13 protein-coding genes are annotated in these 17,131 nt (G+C 70.1%); 6 read left to right on the top strand and 7 right to left on the bottom strand.

From position 1 onward, the window contains the following. Window positions 1-28: 28 nt before the first annotated feature. Entirely contained in the window at window positions 29-1,876 is a 1,848-nt protein-coding gene (ilvD, locus tag Raf01_RS08640; RefSeq protein ID WP_203917223.1) for a dihydroxy-acid dehydratase, read from the bottom strand. Window positions 1,877-2,180: 304 nt separating this feature from the next. On the opposite strand from ilvD, the gene Raf01_RS08645 reads away from it, so the two are divergent. From Raf01_RS08645 to serA, 4 genes are all read left to right on the top strand, one after another. Beyond that, complete coding sequence (locus tag Raf01_RS08645) at window positions 2,181-4,091, top strand: acetolactate synthase large subunit (RefSeq protein ID WP_203917224.1); 1,911 nt, start codon at window positions 2,181-2,183, stop codon at window positions 4,089-4,091. Then, the gene (gene ilvN / locus Raf01_RS08650; protein ID WP_203917225.1) at window positions 4,091-4,609 is read left to right on the top strand and encodes an acetolactate synthase small subunit; all 519 of its coding nucleotides are present in this window, start codon (window positions 4,091-4,093) and stop codon (window positions 4,607-4,609) included. The genes Raf01_RS08645 and ilvN overlap by 1 nt, the downstream gene beginning before the upstream one ends. 34 nt (window positions 4,610-4,643) lie before the next feature. Next, on the top strand, window positions 4,644-5,657 hold the full coding sequence (gene ilvC, locus Raf01_RS08655; RefSeq protein ID WP_203917226.1) for a ketol-acid reductoisomerase: 1,014 nt from the start codon (window positions 4,644-4,646) through the stop codon (window positions 5,655-5,657). A gap of 233 nt (window positions 5,658-5,890) precedes the next feature. Continuing rightward, window positions 5,891-7,471, top strand: coding sequence for a phosphoglycerate dehydrogenase (serA, locus tag Raf01_RS08660; RefSeq protein ID WP_203917389.1), 1,581 nt, complete (start codon window positions 5,891-5,893; stop codon window positions 7,469-7,471). 112 nt (window positions 7,472-7,583) lie between these two features. Here the strand turns inward: serA and Raf01_RS08665 are convergent, their stop codons facing one another. From Raf01_RS08665 to Raf01_RS08680, 4 genes are all read right to left on the bottom strand, one after another. Continuing rightward, on the bottom strand, window positions 7,584-9,701 hold the full coding sequence (locus Raf01_RS08665; protein ID WP_203917227.1) for an ABC transporter ATP-binding protein: 2,118 nt from the start codon (window positions 9,699-9,701) through the stop codon (window positions 7,584-7,586). A gap of 76 nt (window positions 9,702-9,777) precedes the next feature. Continuing rightward, the gene (locus Raf01_RS08670; RefSeq protein WP_203917228.1) at window positions 9,778-11,514 is read right to left on the bottom strand and encodes an ABC transporter ATP-binding protein; all 1,737 of its coding nucleotides are present in this window, start codon (window positions 11,512-11,514) and stop codon (window positions 9,778-9,780) included. Further along, a complete protein-coding gene (locus Raf01_RS08675; RefSeq protein ID WP_203917229.1) occupies window positions 11,508-12,281 on the bottom strand; it encodes a TetR/AcrR family transcriptional regulator in 774 nt (257 codons plus the stop codon). The genes Raf01_RS08670 and Raf01_RS08675 overlap by 7 nt, the downstream gene beginning before the upstream one ends. Before the next feature lie 70 nt (window positions 12,282-12,351). Further along, the gene (locus Raf01_RS08680) at window positions 12,352-13,110 is read right to left on the bottom strand and encodes an FAD:protein FMN transferase (RefSeq protein ID WP_239133466.1); all 759 of its coding nucleotides are present in this window, start codon (window positions 13,108-13,110) and stop codon (window positions 12,352-12,354) included. A gap of 232 nt (window positions 13,111-13,342) precedes the next feature. Between Raf01_RS08680 and Raf01_RS08685 the strand changes: the two genes are divergently transcribed. Next, window positions 13,343-14,371, top strand: a complete 1,029-nt coding sequence (locus Raf01_RS08685; protein WP_203917390.1) for a 3-isopropylmalate dehydrogenase — start codon at window positions 13,343-13,345, stop codon at window positions 14,369-14,371. 157 nt (window positions 14,372-14,528) lie between these two features. Next, the gene (locus tag Raf01_RS08690; protein WP_203917231.1) at window positions 14,529-15,605 is read left to right on the top strand and encodes a branched-chain amino acid aminotransferase; all 1,077 of its coding nucleotides are present in this window, start codon (window positions 14,529-14,531) and stop codon (window positions 15,603-15,605) included. 42 nt (window positions 15,606-15,647) lie between these two features. On the opposite strand, the gene Raf01_RS08695 is transcribed toward Raf01_RS08690, so the two are convergent. After that, window positions 15,648-16,391 carry a tyrosine-protein phosphatase gene (locus Raf01_RS08695; RefSeq protein ID WP_239133467.1) on the bottom strand — a complete coding sequence of 248 codons (744 nt, stop codon included), beginning with the start codon at window positions 16,389-16,391 and terminating at the stop codon, window positions 15,648-15,650. Window positions 16,392-16,473: 82 nt separating this feature from the next. Beyond that, window positions 16,474-17,016, bottom strand: coding sequence for a PRC-barrel domain-containing protein (locus Raf01_RS08700; RefSeq protein ID WP_203917232.1), 543 nt, complete (start codon window positions 17,014-17,016; stop codon window positions 16,474-16,476). Between the last annotated feature and the right edge of the window lie 115 nt (window positions 17,017-17,131).

A 17,131-nucleotide genomic window follows, 5' to 3' on the forward strand; every position in this document is an offset into this window, starting at 1 on the left:
ACGCCGGCCCGCCCACAAACCTGGGGACCTACTCGGGGACCTTGCGGTACGCGCCGTCGCTCGCGCTGGTGGCCATCGAGGCGTACGCGCGCAGGGCCGCCGACACCGGGCGCTGCCGGTCGGCGGGCGAGAACGGCCGCTCCCGCTTCTCCTGGGCGATCCGCCGGGCCTGGAGCACCTCGTCGGAAACCGCCAGCTCGATCCGGCGGCCGGGGATGTCGATCTCCACCAGGTCGCCGTCCTCGACCAGCGCGATCAGCCCGCCGCCGGCCGCCTCGGGCGAAATGTGCCCGATCGACAGGCCACTGGTGCCGCCGCTGAACCTGCCGTCGGTGATCAAGGCGCAGGCCCGGCCCAGGCCCCGGCCCTTGAGGAACGAGGTCGGGTACAGCATCTCCTGCATGCCCGGGCCGCCGCGCGGACCCTCGTACCTGATCACCACGACGTCGCCGGCCTTCACCCGGTCGGCGAGGATCCCGCTGACCGCGTCCTCCTGCGACTCGAAGACCACGGCCGGTCCGCTGAACTTCCAGACCTCCTCGGGCACCCCGGCGGTCTTCACCACGCAGCCTTCCGGCGCGATGTTGCCGAACAGGATGGCCAGGCCGCCGTCGGCCGAGTAGGCGTGGTCGATCGAGCGGATGCAGCCGTCCTCGGCATCGGTGTCCAGCCGGTCCCAGCGGTTCTCGGTGGAGAACGGTTCGGTGGTGCGCACCCCGCCCGGCGCCGCGTGGAACAGCTCGACCGCCTCCGGCGACGGCGACCCGCTGCGCACGTCCCAGGCGGACAGCCAGTCGTCCACGCCGGCCGAGTGCACGGTCACCACGTCCCGGTGCAGCAGGCCGGCGCGGTCCAGCTCGCCCAGGATGGCCGGGATGCCGCCGGCCCGGTGCACGTCCTCCATGTGGTACTTGGGCGTGTTCGGCGCGACCTTGGCCAGGCACGGTACCCGGCGGGAGACCGCGTCGATGTCGGTGACGCCGAAGTCCAGGCCGGCCTCGCGGGCGGCGGCCAGCAGATGCAGCACCGTGTTGGTGGAGCCGCCCATCGCCACGTCCAGCGCCATCGCGTTCTCGAAGGCGTGCGGGCTGGCGATCGAGCGGGGCAGCACGGAGGAGTCGTCGTTGTCGTAGTACCGGTGGGCCAGATCGACCACCAGCTTGCCGGCCCGCTCGAACAGCGCCCGGCGGGCGGCGTGGGTGGCCAGCGTGGAGCCGTTGCCGGGAAGGGCCAGACCGATCGCCTCGGTCAGGCAGTTCATCGAGTTCGCGGTGAACATGCCGGAGCACGAGCCACAGGTCGGGCACGCGGAACGCTCGATCTCGTCGAGCTGCGCGTCGGTCACCGCGTCGTTGGACGAGGCGATCATCGCGTCGATCAGGTCGATCCGGGAGTGCACGATGCCCTCGATCGCGACCGTCTTCCCGGCCTCCATCGGGCCGCCGGAGACGAACACCGTCGGGATGTTCAGCCGGAGCGCGGCCAGCAGCATGCCCGGCGTGATCTTGTCGCAGTTGGAGATGCAGACCAGAGCGTCGGCGCAGTGCGCGTTGACCATGTACTCGACCGAGTCGGCGATCAGTTCCCGACTGGGCAGGGAGTAGAGCATGCCGCCGTGGCCCATGGCGATGCCGTCGTCCACCGCGATCGTGTTGAACTCCCGGCCGACCCCGCCCGCCTCGCTGATCGCGTCGGCCACCAGCGCGCCAAGGTTACGGAGGTGGACGTGTCCCGGTACGAACTGGGTGAAGCTGTTGGCGATGGCGATGATCGGCTTGCCGAAATCGGCGTCGGTCATTCCGGTGGCCCGCCAGAGGGCGCGCGCGCCGGCCATGGTCCGGCCGTGTGTGGAGGTCTTTGACCGCAGCTCAGGCATCCGCCCAGTCTGGCACCGGCGAGCGCCGCGCGACGAGTCCAACCTCCGCCGGTCCACTTGGCGAGACGCGAGTGGCACGCGTGGCCACCTGCGGCTCGTCCAAATGTTGAGACAGGTTGACTCAGCGGATGAGATGCGTCAGAGTAAGAACCATGTCGCCGTCCCGGCTCGCCCGAGTACTTACCTAGACGCACTCTCCCCCGTAGGAGAGTGCGTCAGCCCCGTGCGTCCAGCACGCGGGCTTTTTTAATGCCCGCAGAGGTCCAGTGCCGCCAGAGTCGAACACTTCGAGCAAAGGCATGACATGACGAAACCGACACCCGACATGATCGCCCACCGAGGTCCGGGTCCCGGTGCGGACCGGCCGGCCGGTCGCGCCGTTCCGGCGCCCGCGCAGCCGGTCGCCGCCTCGCCCGCCGCGGCCCGGGTACCGGCCGAGCGGCCGGCAGTCCGGGCAAAGGCCCTGGTCAATGAGCCGATGACCGGCGCCAGCGCGCTCGTACGCTCGCTCGAAGCGCTCGACGTCGATGTCGTGTTCGGAATCCCGGGCGGGGCGATCCTCCCCGCCTACGACCCGCTGTTCGATTCCTCGGTCCGGCACATCCTGGTCCGGCACGAGCAGGGGGCCGGCCATGCGGCCAGCGGGTACGCGCACGCCACCGGCAAGGTCGGCGTGTGCATGGCGACGTCCGGGCCGGGCGCGACCAACCTGGTCACCCCGATCGCCGACGCGTACATGGACTCGATCGGCATGGTCGCGATCACCGGTCAGGTCTCGCGCAGCGCGATCGGCACGGACGCGTTCCAGGAAGCGGACATCGCCGGGATCACCGTGCCGATCACCAAGCACAACTACCTCGTGCAGAGCGGCGAGGAGCTGCCCAGGGTACTGGCGGAGGCGTTCCACCTGGCCTCGACCGGCCGGCCCGGCCCGGTGCTGGTCGACATCCCCAAGGACGTGCTCCAGGGGCAGACCTCGTTCTCCTGGCCGCCCACGCTGGACCTGCCCGGGTACCGGCCGACCCTGCACCCGCACGGCAAGCAGATCCGCGAGGCGGCCCGGATGATGGTCGGCTGCCGCCGGCCGGTGCTGTACGTCGGCGGCGGGGTGCTGCGCGCCGGCGCCGCCGCGCAGCTGCGCGTGCTCGCCGAACTGACCGGGATCCCGGTGGTCACCACGCTGATGGCCCGCGGGGCGTTCCCCGACTCGCATCCGCAGCACCTGGGCATGCCGGGCATGCACGGGTCGGTCTCGGCGGTGTACGCGCTCCAGCGCGCCGACCTGATCGTGGCGCTGGGCGCCCGGTTCGACGACCGGGTCACCGGCAAGCTCGACTCGTTCGCGCCGAACGCGGCCGTGGTGCACGCGGACATCGACCCGGCCGAGATCAGCAAGAACCGGGTCGCGGACGTGCCGATCGTGGGCGACGCGCGGTTCGTCATCGACGAGCTGATCGCCGCGGTCACCGCCGAGCACGCCGCCGGTCACCAGGCCGACCTGGGGGAGTGGTGGCGCACGCTGAACGACCTGCGCGGCCGGTACCCGCTGGGCTGGGAGGAGCCGACCGACGGCACGCTGGCCCCGCAGTACGTCATCAAGCGGATCGGCGAGATCGCCGGACCGGAAGCGGTCTACGTGGCCGGCGTGGGACAGCACCAGATGTGGGCCTCGCAGTTCATCTCGTACGAGAACCCGGCCACCTGGATCAACTCCGGCGGCCTGGGCACGATGGGCTTCGCGGTGCCCGCCGCGATGGGCGCCAAGGTCGGCATGCCGGACCGTACGGTGTGGGCCATCGACGGCGACGGCTGCTTCCAGATGACCAACCAGGAGCTGGCCACCTGCGCGCTGGAGAACATCCCGATCAAGGTGGCCGTGATCAACAACGGCAACCTGGGCATGGTGCGCCAGTGGCAGACGCTGTTCTACAACGAGCGGTACTCCAACACCGACCTCGGTACCCACAAGCACCGGGTGCCGGATTTCGTGAAGCTGGCCGAGGCGCTGGGCTGCATCGGGCTGCGCTGCGAGTCGGCCGCGGACGTCGACAAGACGATCGAGGCTGCGATGGCCATCGACGACGCGCCGGTGGTGGTCGACTTCGTGGTCGGCAAGGACGCGATGGTGTGGCCCATGGTGGCCGCCGGTACCGGCAATGACGAGATCATGTTCGCCCGCGGCGTCCGCCCGGCCTTCGACGAGGATGACCTGTGATGAGCGATAAACACACTCTGTCCGTGCTGGTGGAGAACAAGCCGGGGGTACTCGCCCGGGTCGCGCAGTTGTTCTCCCGGCGCGGGTTCAACATCGACTCTCTGGCGGTCGGCGAGACCGAACACCCCGAGGTTTCCCGCATCACCATCGTGGTCAACGCAGACTCCTCACCCCTGGAGCAGGTGACCAAGCAGCTCAACAAGCTGGTGAACGTCCTGAAGATCGTCGAGCTGGAGCAGGCCACGAGCGTGCACCGCGAGCTTCTGCTGGTGAAGGTCAGGGCCGACCGGCCGACGCGGACCCAGATCCTGGAGACAGTGAACCTGTTCCGGGCCCGGGTCGTAGACGTTGCGCCGGATACGTTGACTATCGAGGCCACGGGTACCGCCGACAAGCTGGACGCGCTCCTGCGCGACCTCGAACCGTACGGGATCAAGGAAATGGTGCAGTCTGGTCTGGTCGCGATCGGTCGTGGCTCACGATCGATCAGCGGTCCCGCGCTCCGCGCAGCCGCCTGACGAGGCCCACGCTAGTTCGAAAGGAAAACCGATTGTGACCGCTGAGGTCTATTACGACGACGACGCCGACCTGTCGCTCGTCGCCGGCAAGAAGGTCGCCGTCATCGGGTACGGGAGTCAGGGGCACGCGCACGCGCTGTCGCTGCGTGACTCCGGTGTCGAGGTGCGCATCGGCCTGCCCGAGGGCTCCAAGAGCCGGGCCAAGGTGCAGGAGCAGGGTCTCGAGGTGGGTACCCCGGCCGAGGTGAGCGCGTGGGCCGACCTGATCATGCTGCTCGCTCCGGACACCGCACAGCGCAAGATCTACGCCGAGGACATCGCGCCGAACCTGGCCCCGGGCAAGGCACTGTTCTTCGGGCACGGGCTGAACATCCGGTACGGGCTGATCGAGCCGCCGGCCGACATCGACGTGGCCATGGTCGCGCCGAAGGGGCCGGGCCACCTGGTGCGGCGGCAGTTCGTGGACGGCAAGGGCGTTCCGGTCCTGGTCGCGGTCGAGCAGGACGCGACCGGGCAGGCGCTCGCGCTGGCGCTGTCGTACGCGCGGGGCATCGGCGGCACCCGGGCCGGCGCGATCAAGACGACATTCACCGAGGAGACCGAGACCGACCTGTTCGGCGAGCAGGCGGTGCTGTGCGGCGGCGCTACCGCGCTGGTACAGACCGGGTTCGAGGTGCTGACCGAGGCCGGGTACGCGCCGGAGATCGCGTACTTCGAGTGCCTCCACGAGCTGAAGCTCATCGTCGACCTGATGTACGAGGGTGGCATCGCCCGGATGCGGTACAGCATCTCGGACACCGCCGAGTACGGCGACTACTCCCGCGGGCCGCGCATCATCGACGCGCGGGTCAAGGAGGAGATGCGCAAGATCCTCGGTGAGATCCAGAGCGGCGAGTTCGCCCGCGAGTGGATCGCCGAGGACGACGCCGGACGCCCGAACTTCACCAAGTGGCGCGAGGAGGCCGCGGCGCACCCGATCGAGGAGACCGGCCGGAAGCTGCGCGGCATGATGAGCTGGGTGGACCGTCCGATCACCGAGACCGCCTGACGCTCGGCACAACCGATCCCGGCGGCGGGTCACCGAACAGGTGGCCCGCCGCCGGATTCGTTTCCCGGCGGCCCTGCTTCCGGTTCCGGCGGCGCCGCCACCAGGGCAACGATGGCTATCACTGTCGCACTCGGTGTCGGAGTCCGTACGATCGGCGCGGTAGGGGCGCGGCGCGGCGCTCCCTCGGCCATCCCGCCTCCCAGGTCTGCGAGGGCATCGTGACACCTGACACCGTGGCGCCTGTCGTGCTCATCACCGAGGAACTGGCTCCGGCGGCACTCGACGTGCTCGCCGACGAATTCGACGTCCGGCACGTGAACGGTGCCGACCGGCCGGCTCTGCTCGCCGCGCTCGGTCACGCCGACGCCGTGATCGTACGCAGCGCCACCCAGCTCGACGCCGAAGCGGTGGCCGCCGCACCCAGGCTGAGGGTGATCGCCCGAGCCGGTGTCGGTCTTGACAACGTCGACGTACCGGCCGCCACCGCCCGCGGCGTCATGGTGGTCAACGCACCCACCGCCAACGTCGTGTCCGCAGCCGAGCAGGCGATCGCGCTGCTGCTCTCGGTGGCGCGGCACACCGCCGCGGCCAACGCCTCGCTGCGCGCCGGCCAGTGGAAGCGCGCCAGGTTCACCGGCGTGGAGGTGCACGGCAAGACCGTGGGCGTGATCGGTTTCGGGCGCATCGGTGTGCTGTTCGCGCAGCGGATGGCGGCGTTCGGTACCCGGCTGATCGCGTACGACCCGTACCTCCAGCCGGCTCGTGCGGCACAGCTCGGGGTGCGCCTGGTCGGCCTGGAGGAGTTGTTGCGCGAGGCGGATTTCATCTCCATCCACCTGCCGAAGACGCCAGAGACCGTCGGGCTGATCGGGGAGCGGGAGCTCCGGATGGTCAAGCCGACGGTACGGATCGTGAACGCCGCGCGGGGCGGCCTGATCGACGAGCGTGCGCTGGCTGACGCGCTGGCCGACGGGCGGGTGGCCGGCGCCGGGCTCGACGTGTTCGCGACGGAGCCGTGCACCTCCTCGCCGCTGTTCGCGTTCGACAACGTGGTCGCGGTACCGCACCTCGGTGCGTCCACAGTGGAGGCACAGGACAAGGCGGGGCTCGCGGTGGCCCGCAGCGTGCGCCTGGCGCTTGCCGGCGAGTTCGTGCCGGACGCCGCGAACATCCAGGCGGGCGGCGTGGTCGCCGAGGATGTCCGGCCGCTGCTGCCGCTGGCCGAGCGGCTGGGCAAGGTGTTCACCGCGGTCGCCGGGGGAGTCGCGGTGAACGTGGAGGTCGACGTGCGCGGGCCGGCCGTGGCCTACGACGTGTCGGTGCTGCGGCTTGCCGCGACGAAGGGATTGTTCGCGGCGGTGGTCGAGGAACGGGTGACGTACGTCAACGCACCGCTGCTCGCCGCCGATCGGGGGGTGCGGGTGACGCTGGTACCGGTGCCGGACAGCGAGGAGCAGCCTCTGCTGGTGACGCTGCGCGGGGTGCTGCCGGACGGCAGGTCCGTCGAGGTGTCCGGCACGGTGCACGGTGGCGTGCGGCTGACCCGGGTGGACGGCTTCGACCTGGAGCTGGCGGCCGACGGGGTGCTGCTGTTCTTCCGGTACCTGGACCGGCCCGGGGTGGTCGGCACGGTCGGTACGATCCTGGGCGGCGCCGGCCTGAACATCGCCGCCATGCAGGTGGCCCGGCGCTCGGCCGGTGGCGAGACACTGATGACGCTCACCGTCGACTCGACGGTCCCGGCCGACGTGCTGGCCAAGACCGCCGAGGCGATCGGGGCGACGGCTTCGTCCACAGTGGACTTGACTGACTGAGCGCAGCCGGAGCCGGGTTGTGGCGGAGGCGAGCACAGTCCTCGAGAGCACCGACTGAGGTCGGTTTGCGCCGGCCGGTCGACGTGTGGTCGACCGGCCGGCGCCGCGTCTCTCAGTTCAGCTCGGCGACCGCCTGAGCGAACTGCGCCGAGTACAGCCGGGCGTACGCGCCCCCGGCGGACAGCAGTTCGTGGTGGGTACCCTGCTCCACGATCTGGCCGTGCTCCATCACCAGGATCAGGTCGGCGTCCCGGATGGTGGAGAGCCGGTGCGCGATGACGAAGCTCGTGCGCCCCTGGCGCAGCGAGTTCATCGCGCGCTGGATCAGCACCTCGGTGCGGGTGTCCACCGAGCTGGTCGCCTCGTCCAGGATCAGGATCGCCGGCTCCGCGAGGAACGCCCGGGCGATGGTGAGCAACTGCTTCTCGCCCGCGCTCACCCCGGTGCCCTCCTCGTCCAGTACGGTGTCGTACCCGTCGGGAAGGGTGCGCACGAACCGGTCCACGTGCGTGGCACGGGCCGCCTCGACGATGCGCTCATGGCTGACCGCTGCCGTCGTACCGTCCAGTTCCGGTGAACCGGCACTGGCGCCGTACGCGATGTTCTCGGCGATGGTGCCGCCGAACAGCCAGGCGTCCTGGAGCACCATGCCGGTCCTGGATCGCAACTCCTCCCGGGACATCGTGGCGATGTCCACGCCGTCGAGCGTGATCCGCCCGCCGGTCACCTCGTAGAACCGCATCAGCAGGTTGACCAGGGTGGTCTTGCCCGCCCCGGTCGGCCCGACGATGGCCACCGTCTGACCCGGTTGGACACTCAGCGACAGGTCGTCGATCAGCGGAGTCTCCGGGTCGTACCGGAACGAGACGTTCTGGAACTCGACTCGCCCGCGTACCTCCGCCGGCCGCTCCGACGTGACCGGGTCCGGCTCCTGCTCGTCGGCGTCCAGCAGGGCGAACACCCGCTCGGCCGACGCCACGCCGGACTGGAGCAGGTTGGCCATGCTGGCCACCGTGGTCAGCGGCTGGCTGAACTGGCGCGAGTACTGGATGAACGCCTGCACGTCGCCGAGGCTGATCGCGCCGGAGGCGACCCGCACCGCACCGACCACCGCGACGAACACGTAGTTCACGTTGCCGATGAACATCATCGCCGGCTGGATCAGCCCGGAGATGAACTGCGCCCGGAAACCCGACTCGAACAGCTTCCCGTTGTGCTCCTGGAAGGTCGCCGCCGCTTCCTCCTGCCGGCCGAACGTCTTGACCAGCGAGTGCCCGGTGTACATCTCCTCGATGTGGCCGTTGAGCTGGCCGGTGGTCGCCCACTGCGCGATGAACCGCGGCTGGGCCCGCTTGCCGATCGCGGCCGTGAGGAACACCGATACGGGTACCGTGACCAGCGCGATCAGCGCGAGCAGCCAGGAGATCGCGAACATCACGGCGAGCACGCCGACGATCATCAGCAGCGACGTGACGATCTGCGCGAACGTCTGCTGCATCGACTGCGCGAGGTTGTCGATGTCGTTGGTGACCCGGCTGAGGATCTCGCCCCGCGGCTGGCGGTCGAAGTACCGCAGCGGCAGCCGGGCCAGCTTCGCCTGGGTCTGCTCGCGCAACCGGAACACGGTGCGCTGCACGATGGCGGTGGTCAGCCGTCCCTGGATCAGTGCGAGCAGGCTCGACACGGCGTAGATGAGGACGACGAGCAGGAGTACCTGGCCGACCCTGGTGAAGTCGATCCCGCGGCCGGGTACGACGTGCATCGATCTGATCATGTCGGCCAGCGTGCCGTGGCCCTGCTGGCGCAGGCCGGCCACCGCCTGGTCCTTGCTGACCCCGGCTGGCAGCTGTCGTCCGATGACGCCGGCGAAGATCAGGTCAGTCGCCCTGCCCAGGATCTTCGGGCCGAGCACCGACAGCCCGACGCTGCCCGCGGCCAGCAGCAGCACCAGGATCAGCAGCCCACGTTCGGGCCGCAGGGTGCCGAACAGCCGACGGCTGGAGCCGCGGAAGTCCAACGCCTTCTCCGTGGACCTGCCGCCCATGAACGCGGCCGGCCCGCGCACCGCGGCGGCCGGCCCCGGCCCGCGCTTGGGGGTGGCGCGCTCCCCGGCGCCGTTCGCGCCGGCCGCACCGTTAGCGCCCGGACCGTTAGCCCCCGGACCGGGCGCCCCCGGACCGTTCGGACCCGGACGGCCGCCAGGCCCCGCCTGCCTACCCGGGACGCTCATGCCAGATCCTCGCTCCGCTGCGGTCCGGCATGAGACATGAGAGGGCTGTAACTCTGGTTCCCTCGCTGACGCTCGGTCATGCCGCGGCCTCCTGTTCGGTCAGCTGGGAGAGCACGATCTCCCGGTACGTTTCGTCGGTGCTCATCAGTTCGTCGTGCGTGCCGGTACCGACCACCCGGCCCTCGTCGAGGACGACGATGCGGTCCGCGTGCCGGATCGTGGAGACCCGCTGGGCGACGATGACCACCGTCACCTCCGCGGTCTCCCGGGCCAACGCCGCGCGCAGCGCCGCGTCGGTCGCGTAGTCCAGCGCCGAGAAGGAGTCGTCGAACAGGTAGATGTCCGGGCGGCTCACCAGCGCGCGAGCGATGGCCAGCCGTTGCCGCTGGCCGCCGGACACGTTCGTGCCGCCCTGGGCGATCGGCGAATCGAGCCCGTCGGGCATCTGCGACACGAAGTCGCGGGCCTGCGCGGTCTCCAGCGCGTGCCACAGCTCCTCGTCGGTGGCGTCCGGCTTGCCGTACCGGAGATTCGACGCGACCGTGCCGGAGAACAAGTACGGCTTCTGCGGTACGTAGCCGATCGCCGCCGCCAGCGCCTTCGGGTCCAGCTCGCGGACGTCCACGCCGTCCACGATCACGCTGCCGGCGGTGGCGTCGAACAGCCGCGGTATCAGGTTGAGCAAGGTCGTCTTGCCGCTGCCGGTGCTCCCGATCACCGCGGTCACCTCGCCGGGCCGGGCCGCGAGGTCGACGCCCCGCAGCACCGGCTGCTCGGCGCCGGGGTAGCGGAACTCGACACCCCGGAGCTCCAGCTCGCCGTGCCGTTGGATGGACGAGACCGGGTTCGTCGGGGGTACCACGCTGGACTCGGTGTCCAGTACCTCCTCGATGCGCTCCGCGCACACCTCCGCCCGGGGCACCATCATGAACATGAAGGTGGCCATCATGACCGACATCAGGATCTGCATGAGGTAGGCCAGGAACGCTGTCAGCGCGCCGATCTGCATGTGCCCGCTGTTGATGCGGTGCCCACCGAACCACAGGACGGCGACGCTGGACAGGTTGATCACCAACATCACCGAGGGGAACATCAGCGCCATCAGGCGGCCGACACCCCGGGACACCACGAACAGCTCGTCGTTGGCGCTGGCGAAGCGCTGCCGCTCGTGCGGATCCCGGACGAACGCGCGGATCACCCGTACGCCGGTGATCTGCTCGCGCAGCACCCGGTTGATCCCGTCGATGCGTACCTGCATGGTCCGGAACAGCGGCCGCATCCGGGAGATGATCAGGCCCATGATCACCGCGAGCAGCGGGACGATGACCAGCAGCAGCGACGAGAGCGGCACGTCCTGGTTGAGTGCCAGGATGATGCCACCGACGCACATGATCGGCGCCGAGACCATCAGGGTGAAGGTCAGCAGGGCCAGCATCTGGACCTGCTGGACGTCGTTGGTGGTCCGGGTGATCAGCGACGGGGTACCGAACCGGCCGACCTCGCGGGCGGAGAACGACATGACCCGGTCGAACACCGCGGCGCGGACGTCCCGGCCGAGCGACATGGCGGTACGGGCGCCGAAGTACACCGCGCCGGCCGAGCAGACGATCTGCACCACGGTTACCGCGATCATGATGCCGCCGGTGCGCATGATGTATCCGGTGTCGCCGGCGACCACGCCCTTGTCGATGATGTCGGCGTTGAGCGTCGGCAGGTACAGCGTGGCCAGGGTTTGGAGCAGTTGCAGCAGGACGATCAGCGCGATCGGCCCGCGGTACGGGCGCAGATGGGTGCGCAATAGTCGGATCAGCACTCGGGTTCCCCCATGGTCGATAGTGGGCTGGGCGCCTGTAGCGCCGTGGCGACCCAGCTCAGCGCCTCGCGCAGCACGTCGGCCAGGTGCGTGCCGTCGCCCGCTGGGCTATGTGAAAGCGGGCGCTTGACCGCGTCGCCTCGTTCCTCGGCGTCGCTGGCGCCCGCTGGGCTATGTGAAAGCGGGCGCTTGACCGCGTCGCCTCGTTCCTCGGCGTCGCTGGCGCCCGCGGCTAGCCAGTGTTCGGCCGCCACCCTGGCCGCCCCGGACAGCGCGCCGGCCAGCGCTCTCGGGAACAGGTCGCGGGTGGCGTCCAGGCCGGTTCGGGCCGCGATGGCCTGGGCCAGCGGCCATTCCATCGCGGTCGTGGTGCGGAAATACTCGTTACGCAGGGCCGGCGTGGAGAACAGCAGACACAGCGTCTTCTGGTCGGGTTCGCCCAGGCAGTACTGCGAGACCATCGCATCGACGATCGCCTCGGCCAGGGGCTTGTCCGCCGGCTGGGCGCGCAGCGCGGCGCCGATCCGCAGTGCGCGGTCGGCGGTCAGCGCGACGCAGATCGCCTCTTCCCGGCTGGAGAAGTAGTTGTTGTAGGTGCGGGCCGACACTCCTGCCTCGGCGGCGATGTCGTCGACGCGGACGTTCTCCGGCCCGCGCTCCAGCGCGAGCCGGAGCGCGGCCGAGCTGAGGGCCTCCCGGGTCGCGATCTTCTTTCGTTCGCGCAGGCCGGTCGCCCGATCGTCGTACTCGCGGTCGACAATCGTCACGCGGCACAAGGTACTGGTCGGAGAAAGCTTCGCGCCACGCAATTATGCGCGACGCGAACCTTTTCCGCCGTCAGCGTAACGTGAGCAGCTCTCCGGTCGGTCGGCCGGACACGACAACCGCCTCGTACCCGTCGGTGCTCGGGAACCAGGGCATGCCAGCCTGATCGGCCGCGAACAGGGCGGTGGCGTACGCGTCGGCGGTCGCCAGGGTCGGGCCGGTCACCGTCGCCGGGCCCTTGGACCGGGCCGGTGCGCCGGTGTGCGGGTTGACCACGAGGGCGCCGTACCCGGAGGTGGCCACCGCGCCATCGCTCAGCTGGATCGTCGCGAGTACCCGCAGCGGATTGTCTGGATCGGCGACCCCGACGCGCCACGGGCCGCCCCGCGGGCCGTTGCCCCGGACCAGCCAGTCGCCGCCCGAAGTGATCGCGTAGTCGTCAATGCCGGCGGCCCGCAGCAGCACCGCGGCCCGGTCGATCGCCCAGCCCTTGACCAGGCCACTGGGGTCGAAACCGCCCGGAACCGCCCAGGCGTCGAACCAGCCGTCGGTTGCCGCGCGCATCGCGTCGCAGCGCTGGACCACGTCGGCCAGTGGCGGAGGGTACGAGTCCGCGGTCAGCTCGCCGCGGCGCACCGCGGACACCAGTGAGCGCGGATGGAAGGGGCTGAACGCGGCGTCCACCGCGCGCAGCTCGGCGACGGCCGCGGCCAGCGCCTCGCCGATCGTGCGCCGGGCCATCGTCGGCGGTGCCGCGAGGCAGAACGCGTAGGTGGTCCCGGTTATCTGAACACTGTGTCGGGCGATGACCCGCTCGGACAGCGTGTGCACTGTGGCTCCCCTCGTCAGCCCTCGGCCCCAGCCCCGTTGAAGCTGGAGCCGTCGATGCTGACTGTAGGTGTCACAGGTGACCATGCCCTGACGATTCGCTGGCAGTTAGCTGTGAGTACCGGCACTCGGTCCGAGGGAACGCTTTCCCGAATGGTGGGAGCGGCGTACCGGCTTTTAGGATGATGCCTTAACGTTCGCTAGATAGCTCGGAGCGAGGAGGCTTGACGTGGCGGTGGCACGTATCGCGGTGGTGGCCGGCGACGGCATCGGGACCGAGGTGGTCGCCGAGGGCCGCAAGGTGCTCGACGCGGTACTGCCGGGGGTCGAGGCGACCGAGTATGACCTCGGTGCCGCGCGGTACAACCGCACCGGAGAGGTGCTGCCCGACAGCGTCCTCGACGAGCTGGCCCAGCACGACGCGATCCTGCTCGGCGCGGTCGGGGATCCCAGCGTCCCGCCGGGCGTGCTGGAGCGCGGGCTGCTGCTCAAACTGCGGTTTGATTTCGACCAGTATGTCAACCTCCGCCCGTCCCGGCTGTGGCCCGGCACCGCCGGCCCGCTGGCCGGTGTGAAGCCCGGCGAGGTCGACCTGGTCGTGGTCCGGGAGGGCACCGAGGGCCTGTACGCAGGTGCCGGCGGAGTGCTGCACCGGGGCACCCCGGCCGAGATCGCCACCGAGGAGAGCCTGAACACGCGGCACGGCGTCGAGCGGGTGATCCGGGACGCGTTCGAGCGCGCCGGCCGCCGCGAGCGCCGCAGGGTGACCCTGGTCCACAAGACCAACGTGCTGACCCACGCCGGCGGACTGTGGGCGCGGACGTTCGCCGAGGTCGCCGCGGAGTACCCGGACATCACCACGGAATACCAGCATGTGGACGCGGCGTCGATGTTCCTGGTGACGCAGCCGCAGCGGTATGACGTGATCGTCACCGACAACCTGTTCGGCGACATCCTCACCGACATCGCCGCGGCCGTGACCGGCGGCATCGGGCTCGCCGCGAGCGGCTGCATCAACCCGGAGCGCCGGTACCCGTCGATGTTCGAGCCCGTGCACGGCTCGGCGCCGGACATCGCCGGCAAGGGCGTGGCCGACCCGGTCGCCGCCGTACTCTCCGTCTCCCTCCTGCTTGACCACCTCGGGCACCCCGAGCAGGCCCGCCGAGTATCCGAGGCGGTCGCGGCCGAGTTGGCCGGGCGCAAACCCGGACAGTCGCTGCGTACCGCCGAAGTCGGCGACCGTCTCGCGGAACTGTCCCGCTGACCCAAGCACCATCGGGGGCGCGCGACGAACCGGTCGCGCGCCCCTTCTTCGTGGACGTGGCCAGGGGTGTCGCGGCAGGGGTGCCGCCGCCCGCTGAACGAGCGTTCGGGGTATTTTTTCACCAGGCCCGTCCAGATGTGTACGGAGGACTGAGCAGATGAGCATCGACTTCGAGATCCACCCGAACCCGCAGCCGGTTTCGGACATCGAGCGGGCCGCATTGCTGACCGACCCGGGCTTCGGCCGGGTGTTCACCGACCACATGGTCACGGTGCGTTACGCCGAGGGCAAGGGGTGGTACGACGCCCGGGTCGAGGCACGCGGCCCCATCGCGATCGACCCGGCCAGCGCCGTCCTGCACTACGCGCAGGAGATCTTCGAGGGCCTCAAGGCATACCACGCGGCCGACGGCTCGATCACCATGTTCAGGCCGGACGCCAACGCGGCCCGGTTCCGCCGCTCCGCCGAGCGGATGGCCATGGCGCAGCTGCCCGAGGAGTTGTTCCTCGGCTCCCTCGACGCCCTGGTGCGCCTCGACCGGCAGTGGATCCCGACCGACGAGGGCGGCAGCCTGTACCTGCGCCCGTTCATGTACGCCTCCGAGGTGTTCCTCGGCGTGAAGCCGTCGTCGGAGTACCTGTACGTGGTCATCGCCTCGCCGGTCGGCGCGTACTTCAAGGGTGGCGTGAAGCCGGTCGCGCTGTGGGTGTCGCAGGAATACACCCGGGCGGCGCCCGGCGGCACCGGCGCGGCCAAGTGCGGCGGCAACTACGCGGCCAGCCTGAGCGCCCAGGCCGAGGCCAGCGAGCACGGCTGCGACCAGGTGGTGTTCCTCGACGGGGTCGAGCGCAGGTACGTCGACGAGCTGGGCGGGATGAACGTCTTCTTCGTGTACGACGACGGCACCCTGGTCACCCCGGCGCTGACCGGCACCATCCTGCCGGGCATCACCCGCGACTCGGTCATCACCCTGGCCAGGGATCAGGGGCTGACCGTGGTGGAGCGGCCGTACTCGTTCGACGAGTGGAAAGCCGACGCGGCCAGCGGACGGCTGCGCGAGGCGTTCGCCTGCGGCACCGCCGCGGTGATCACCCCGATCGGCCGGGTCGCCTGGCCGGACGGTGAGTTCACCATGACCGGCGGCGAGGTGACCGAGCGGCTGCGCGGTGAGCTGGTGGACATTCAGCGGGGCCGGGTGGCCGACCGGCACGGCTGGGTGCACCGGGTGAGCTGACCGCCGGCCGAGTTGACCGCCGGCCGAGCCACCGTCCGGGGCTCAGTCCAGCAGATGGGCACGGAGCGATGCGACGTGCTCATCTGTCACTCCGGTGTACGCGACGAATCCGGCCACCGAGCCGAACCGCTCACCCAGCTCGGTGAGGAACAGCAGCATCGCCTCCGGCGGGCAGACCAGGAAATGCATCGGCGGCGGGTCGGCGATCACCGCGTCCGGCGACGCGGCGCGGATCTGAGCGCTGATCCCGGCCTGCGCCGCCTCGCTGCGCGCGTAGTCTTCCGCGATGTCCGTGGCGGCGACGCCCAGCAGGGACAGGGTGAGCGCGGACAGCACGCCGGTGCGGTCCTTACCGGCGAAGCAGTGGAGGACGAGCGGCGCGTTGGCCGGGTCGGCGATCAGGCGCAGGGCCGCTCCCAACCCCTCGGAGCCTTCGATCGCCATGTCCAGGTACCGATCAGCGAGGTACCGGGCCGGGCCGGCCTCCGGTACGTAGAGCGACGCGTCCCACTCCTGATGGATCGGGTGGATGTTGTGGTATGCCAGACCCGGAGTCTCCCGGATCCGGCCGTCCCGCTCGATCTCGTGCGGCCGGCGCAGGTCGAGGATCGTCCGCACACCGAAGGCGCACAGCTGCCCGCACTCGGTCTCGGTCAACCGGTGCAGGGAATCGGAGCGGTACAGGCGTCCATAGTGGACAGTTCGTCCATCGGTGGTGCGGTGACCGCCGAGATCGCGGAAGTTGAAGACCGAGGGCGAGGAGAATGTCGCGATGCTCTGATCCACGCACCCGACAGTACTGGGCGGGCGCCAAACAACGTAAGGGGCCGGCCGACGCCGACCCCTCACTCCCGGAGTGGTACACCCGCTATCGGGGGTCCTGGTACGTCGACCCGTAGTAGCCGCCGACCTTCTCGCGGTACTCCGGGGTGCCGTACGTGTCCGGGTTGAACTGCGGGGAGTCCTTGATCTGAGCCTTCGTCCGGTCGACGTACACCTTCTGGTCGAGTTGGTCGACGCGGTGCACGGTACCGGCCGGAAGCAGGACCTTCTTGCCGAAGATCCACGGGCCGGTGTCCACGACCAGGTACTGCTCGCCGACCAACGGGCTGGTCTCATCGATCTTGCCGATGTGGCCGTCGGTCGCCTCGATCCGGTACCCGATGAGGTCCGAACCGTCGCCGATGCCGGCGTCCTCCCGGTAGTTCCAGGCGTCGAAGCGCTGCGCCATGGCCGGCGTGGTCATCGGTGGGACGTCCCCGCCCATCGGCGCGGCACTCCAGTCCGCCGGGTCCGAACCGACCGCCGGTTCGGTCTCGGACATGTCCCTGTCCGGCACCGGCTGCGCCAGATCCGGCACCGATCCGGCCGGCTGGGGGGTTTGGAATACGTTGGGGTTGGGCCTGTCCACGGCTCTACCTCCCCTGAATGTGGGTGTGCCGTCTATGACAGGTACCCGTGAGCCGCGCCGGATACACCCCCAAACCGCACATGGCCGACGCAGCGGGTGGCTGCGCCGGCCATGA

This window comes from Rugosimonospora africana (genome assembly GCF_016862975.1).
Lineage (GTDB): Bacteria > Actinomycetota > Actinomycetes > Mycobacteriales > Micromonosporaceae > Rugosimonospora > Rugosimonospora africana.

Bases quoted from the DNA above. Each gene is read 5' to 3' on its own strand.
- ilvN (WP_203917225.1), top strand. From the start codon at position 4,091: ATGAGCGATAAACACACTCTGTCCGTGCTGGTGGAGAACAAGCCGGGG.
- Raf01_RS08645 (WP_203917224.1), top strand. From the start codon at position 2,181: ATGACGAAACCGACACCCGACATGATCGCCCACCGAGGTCCGGGTCCC.
- ilvD (WP_203917223.1), bottom strand. From the start codon at position 1,876: ATGCCTGAGCTGCGGTCAAAGACCTCCACACACGGCCGGACCATGGCC.
- Raf01_RS08665 (WP_203917227.1), bottom strand. From the start codon at position 9,701: ATGAGCGTCCCGGGTAGGCAGGCGGGGCCTGGCGGCCGTCCGGGTCCG.
- Raf01_RS08690 (WP_203917231.1), top strand. From the start codon at position 14,529: ATGAGCATCGACTTCGAGATCCACCCGAACCCGCAGCCGGTTTCGGAC.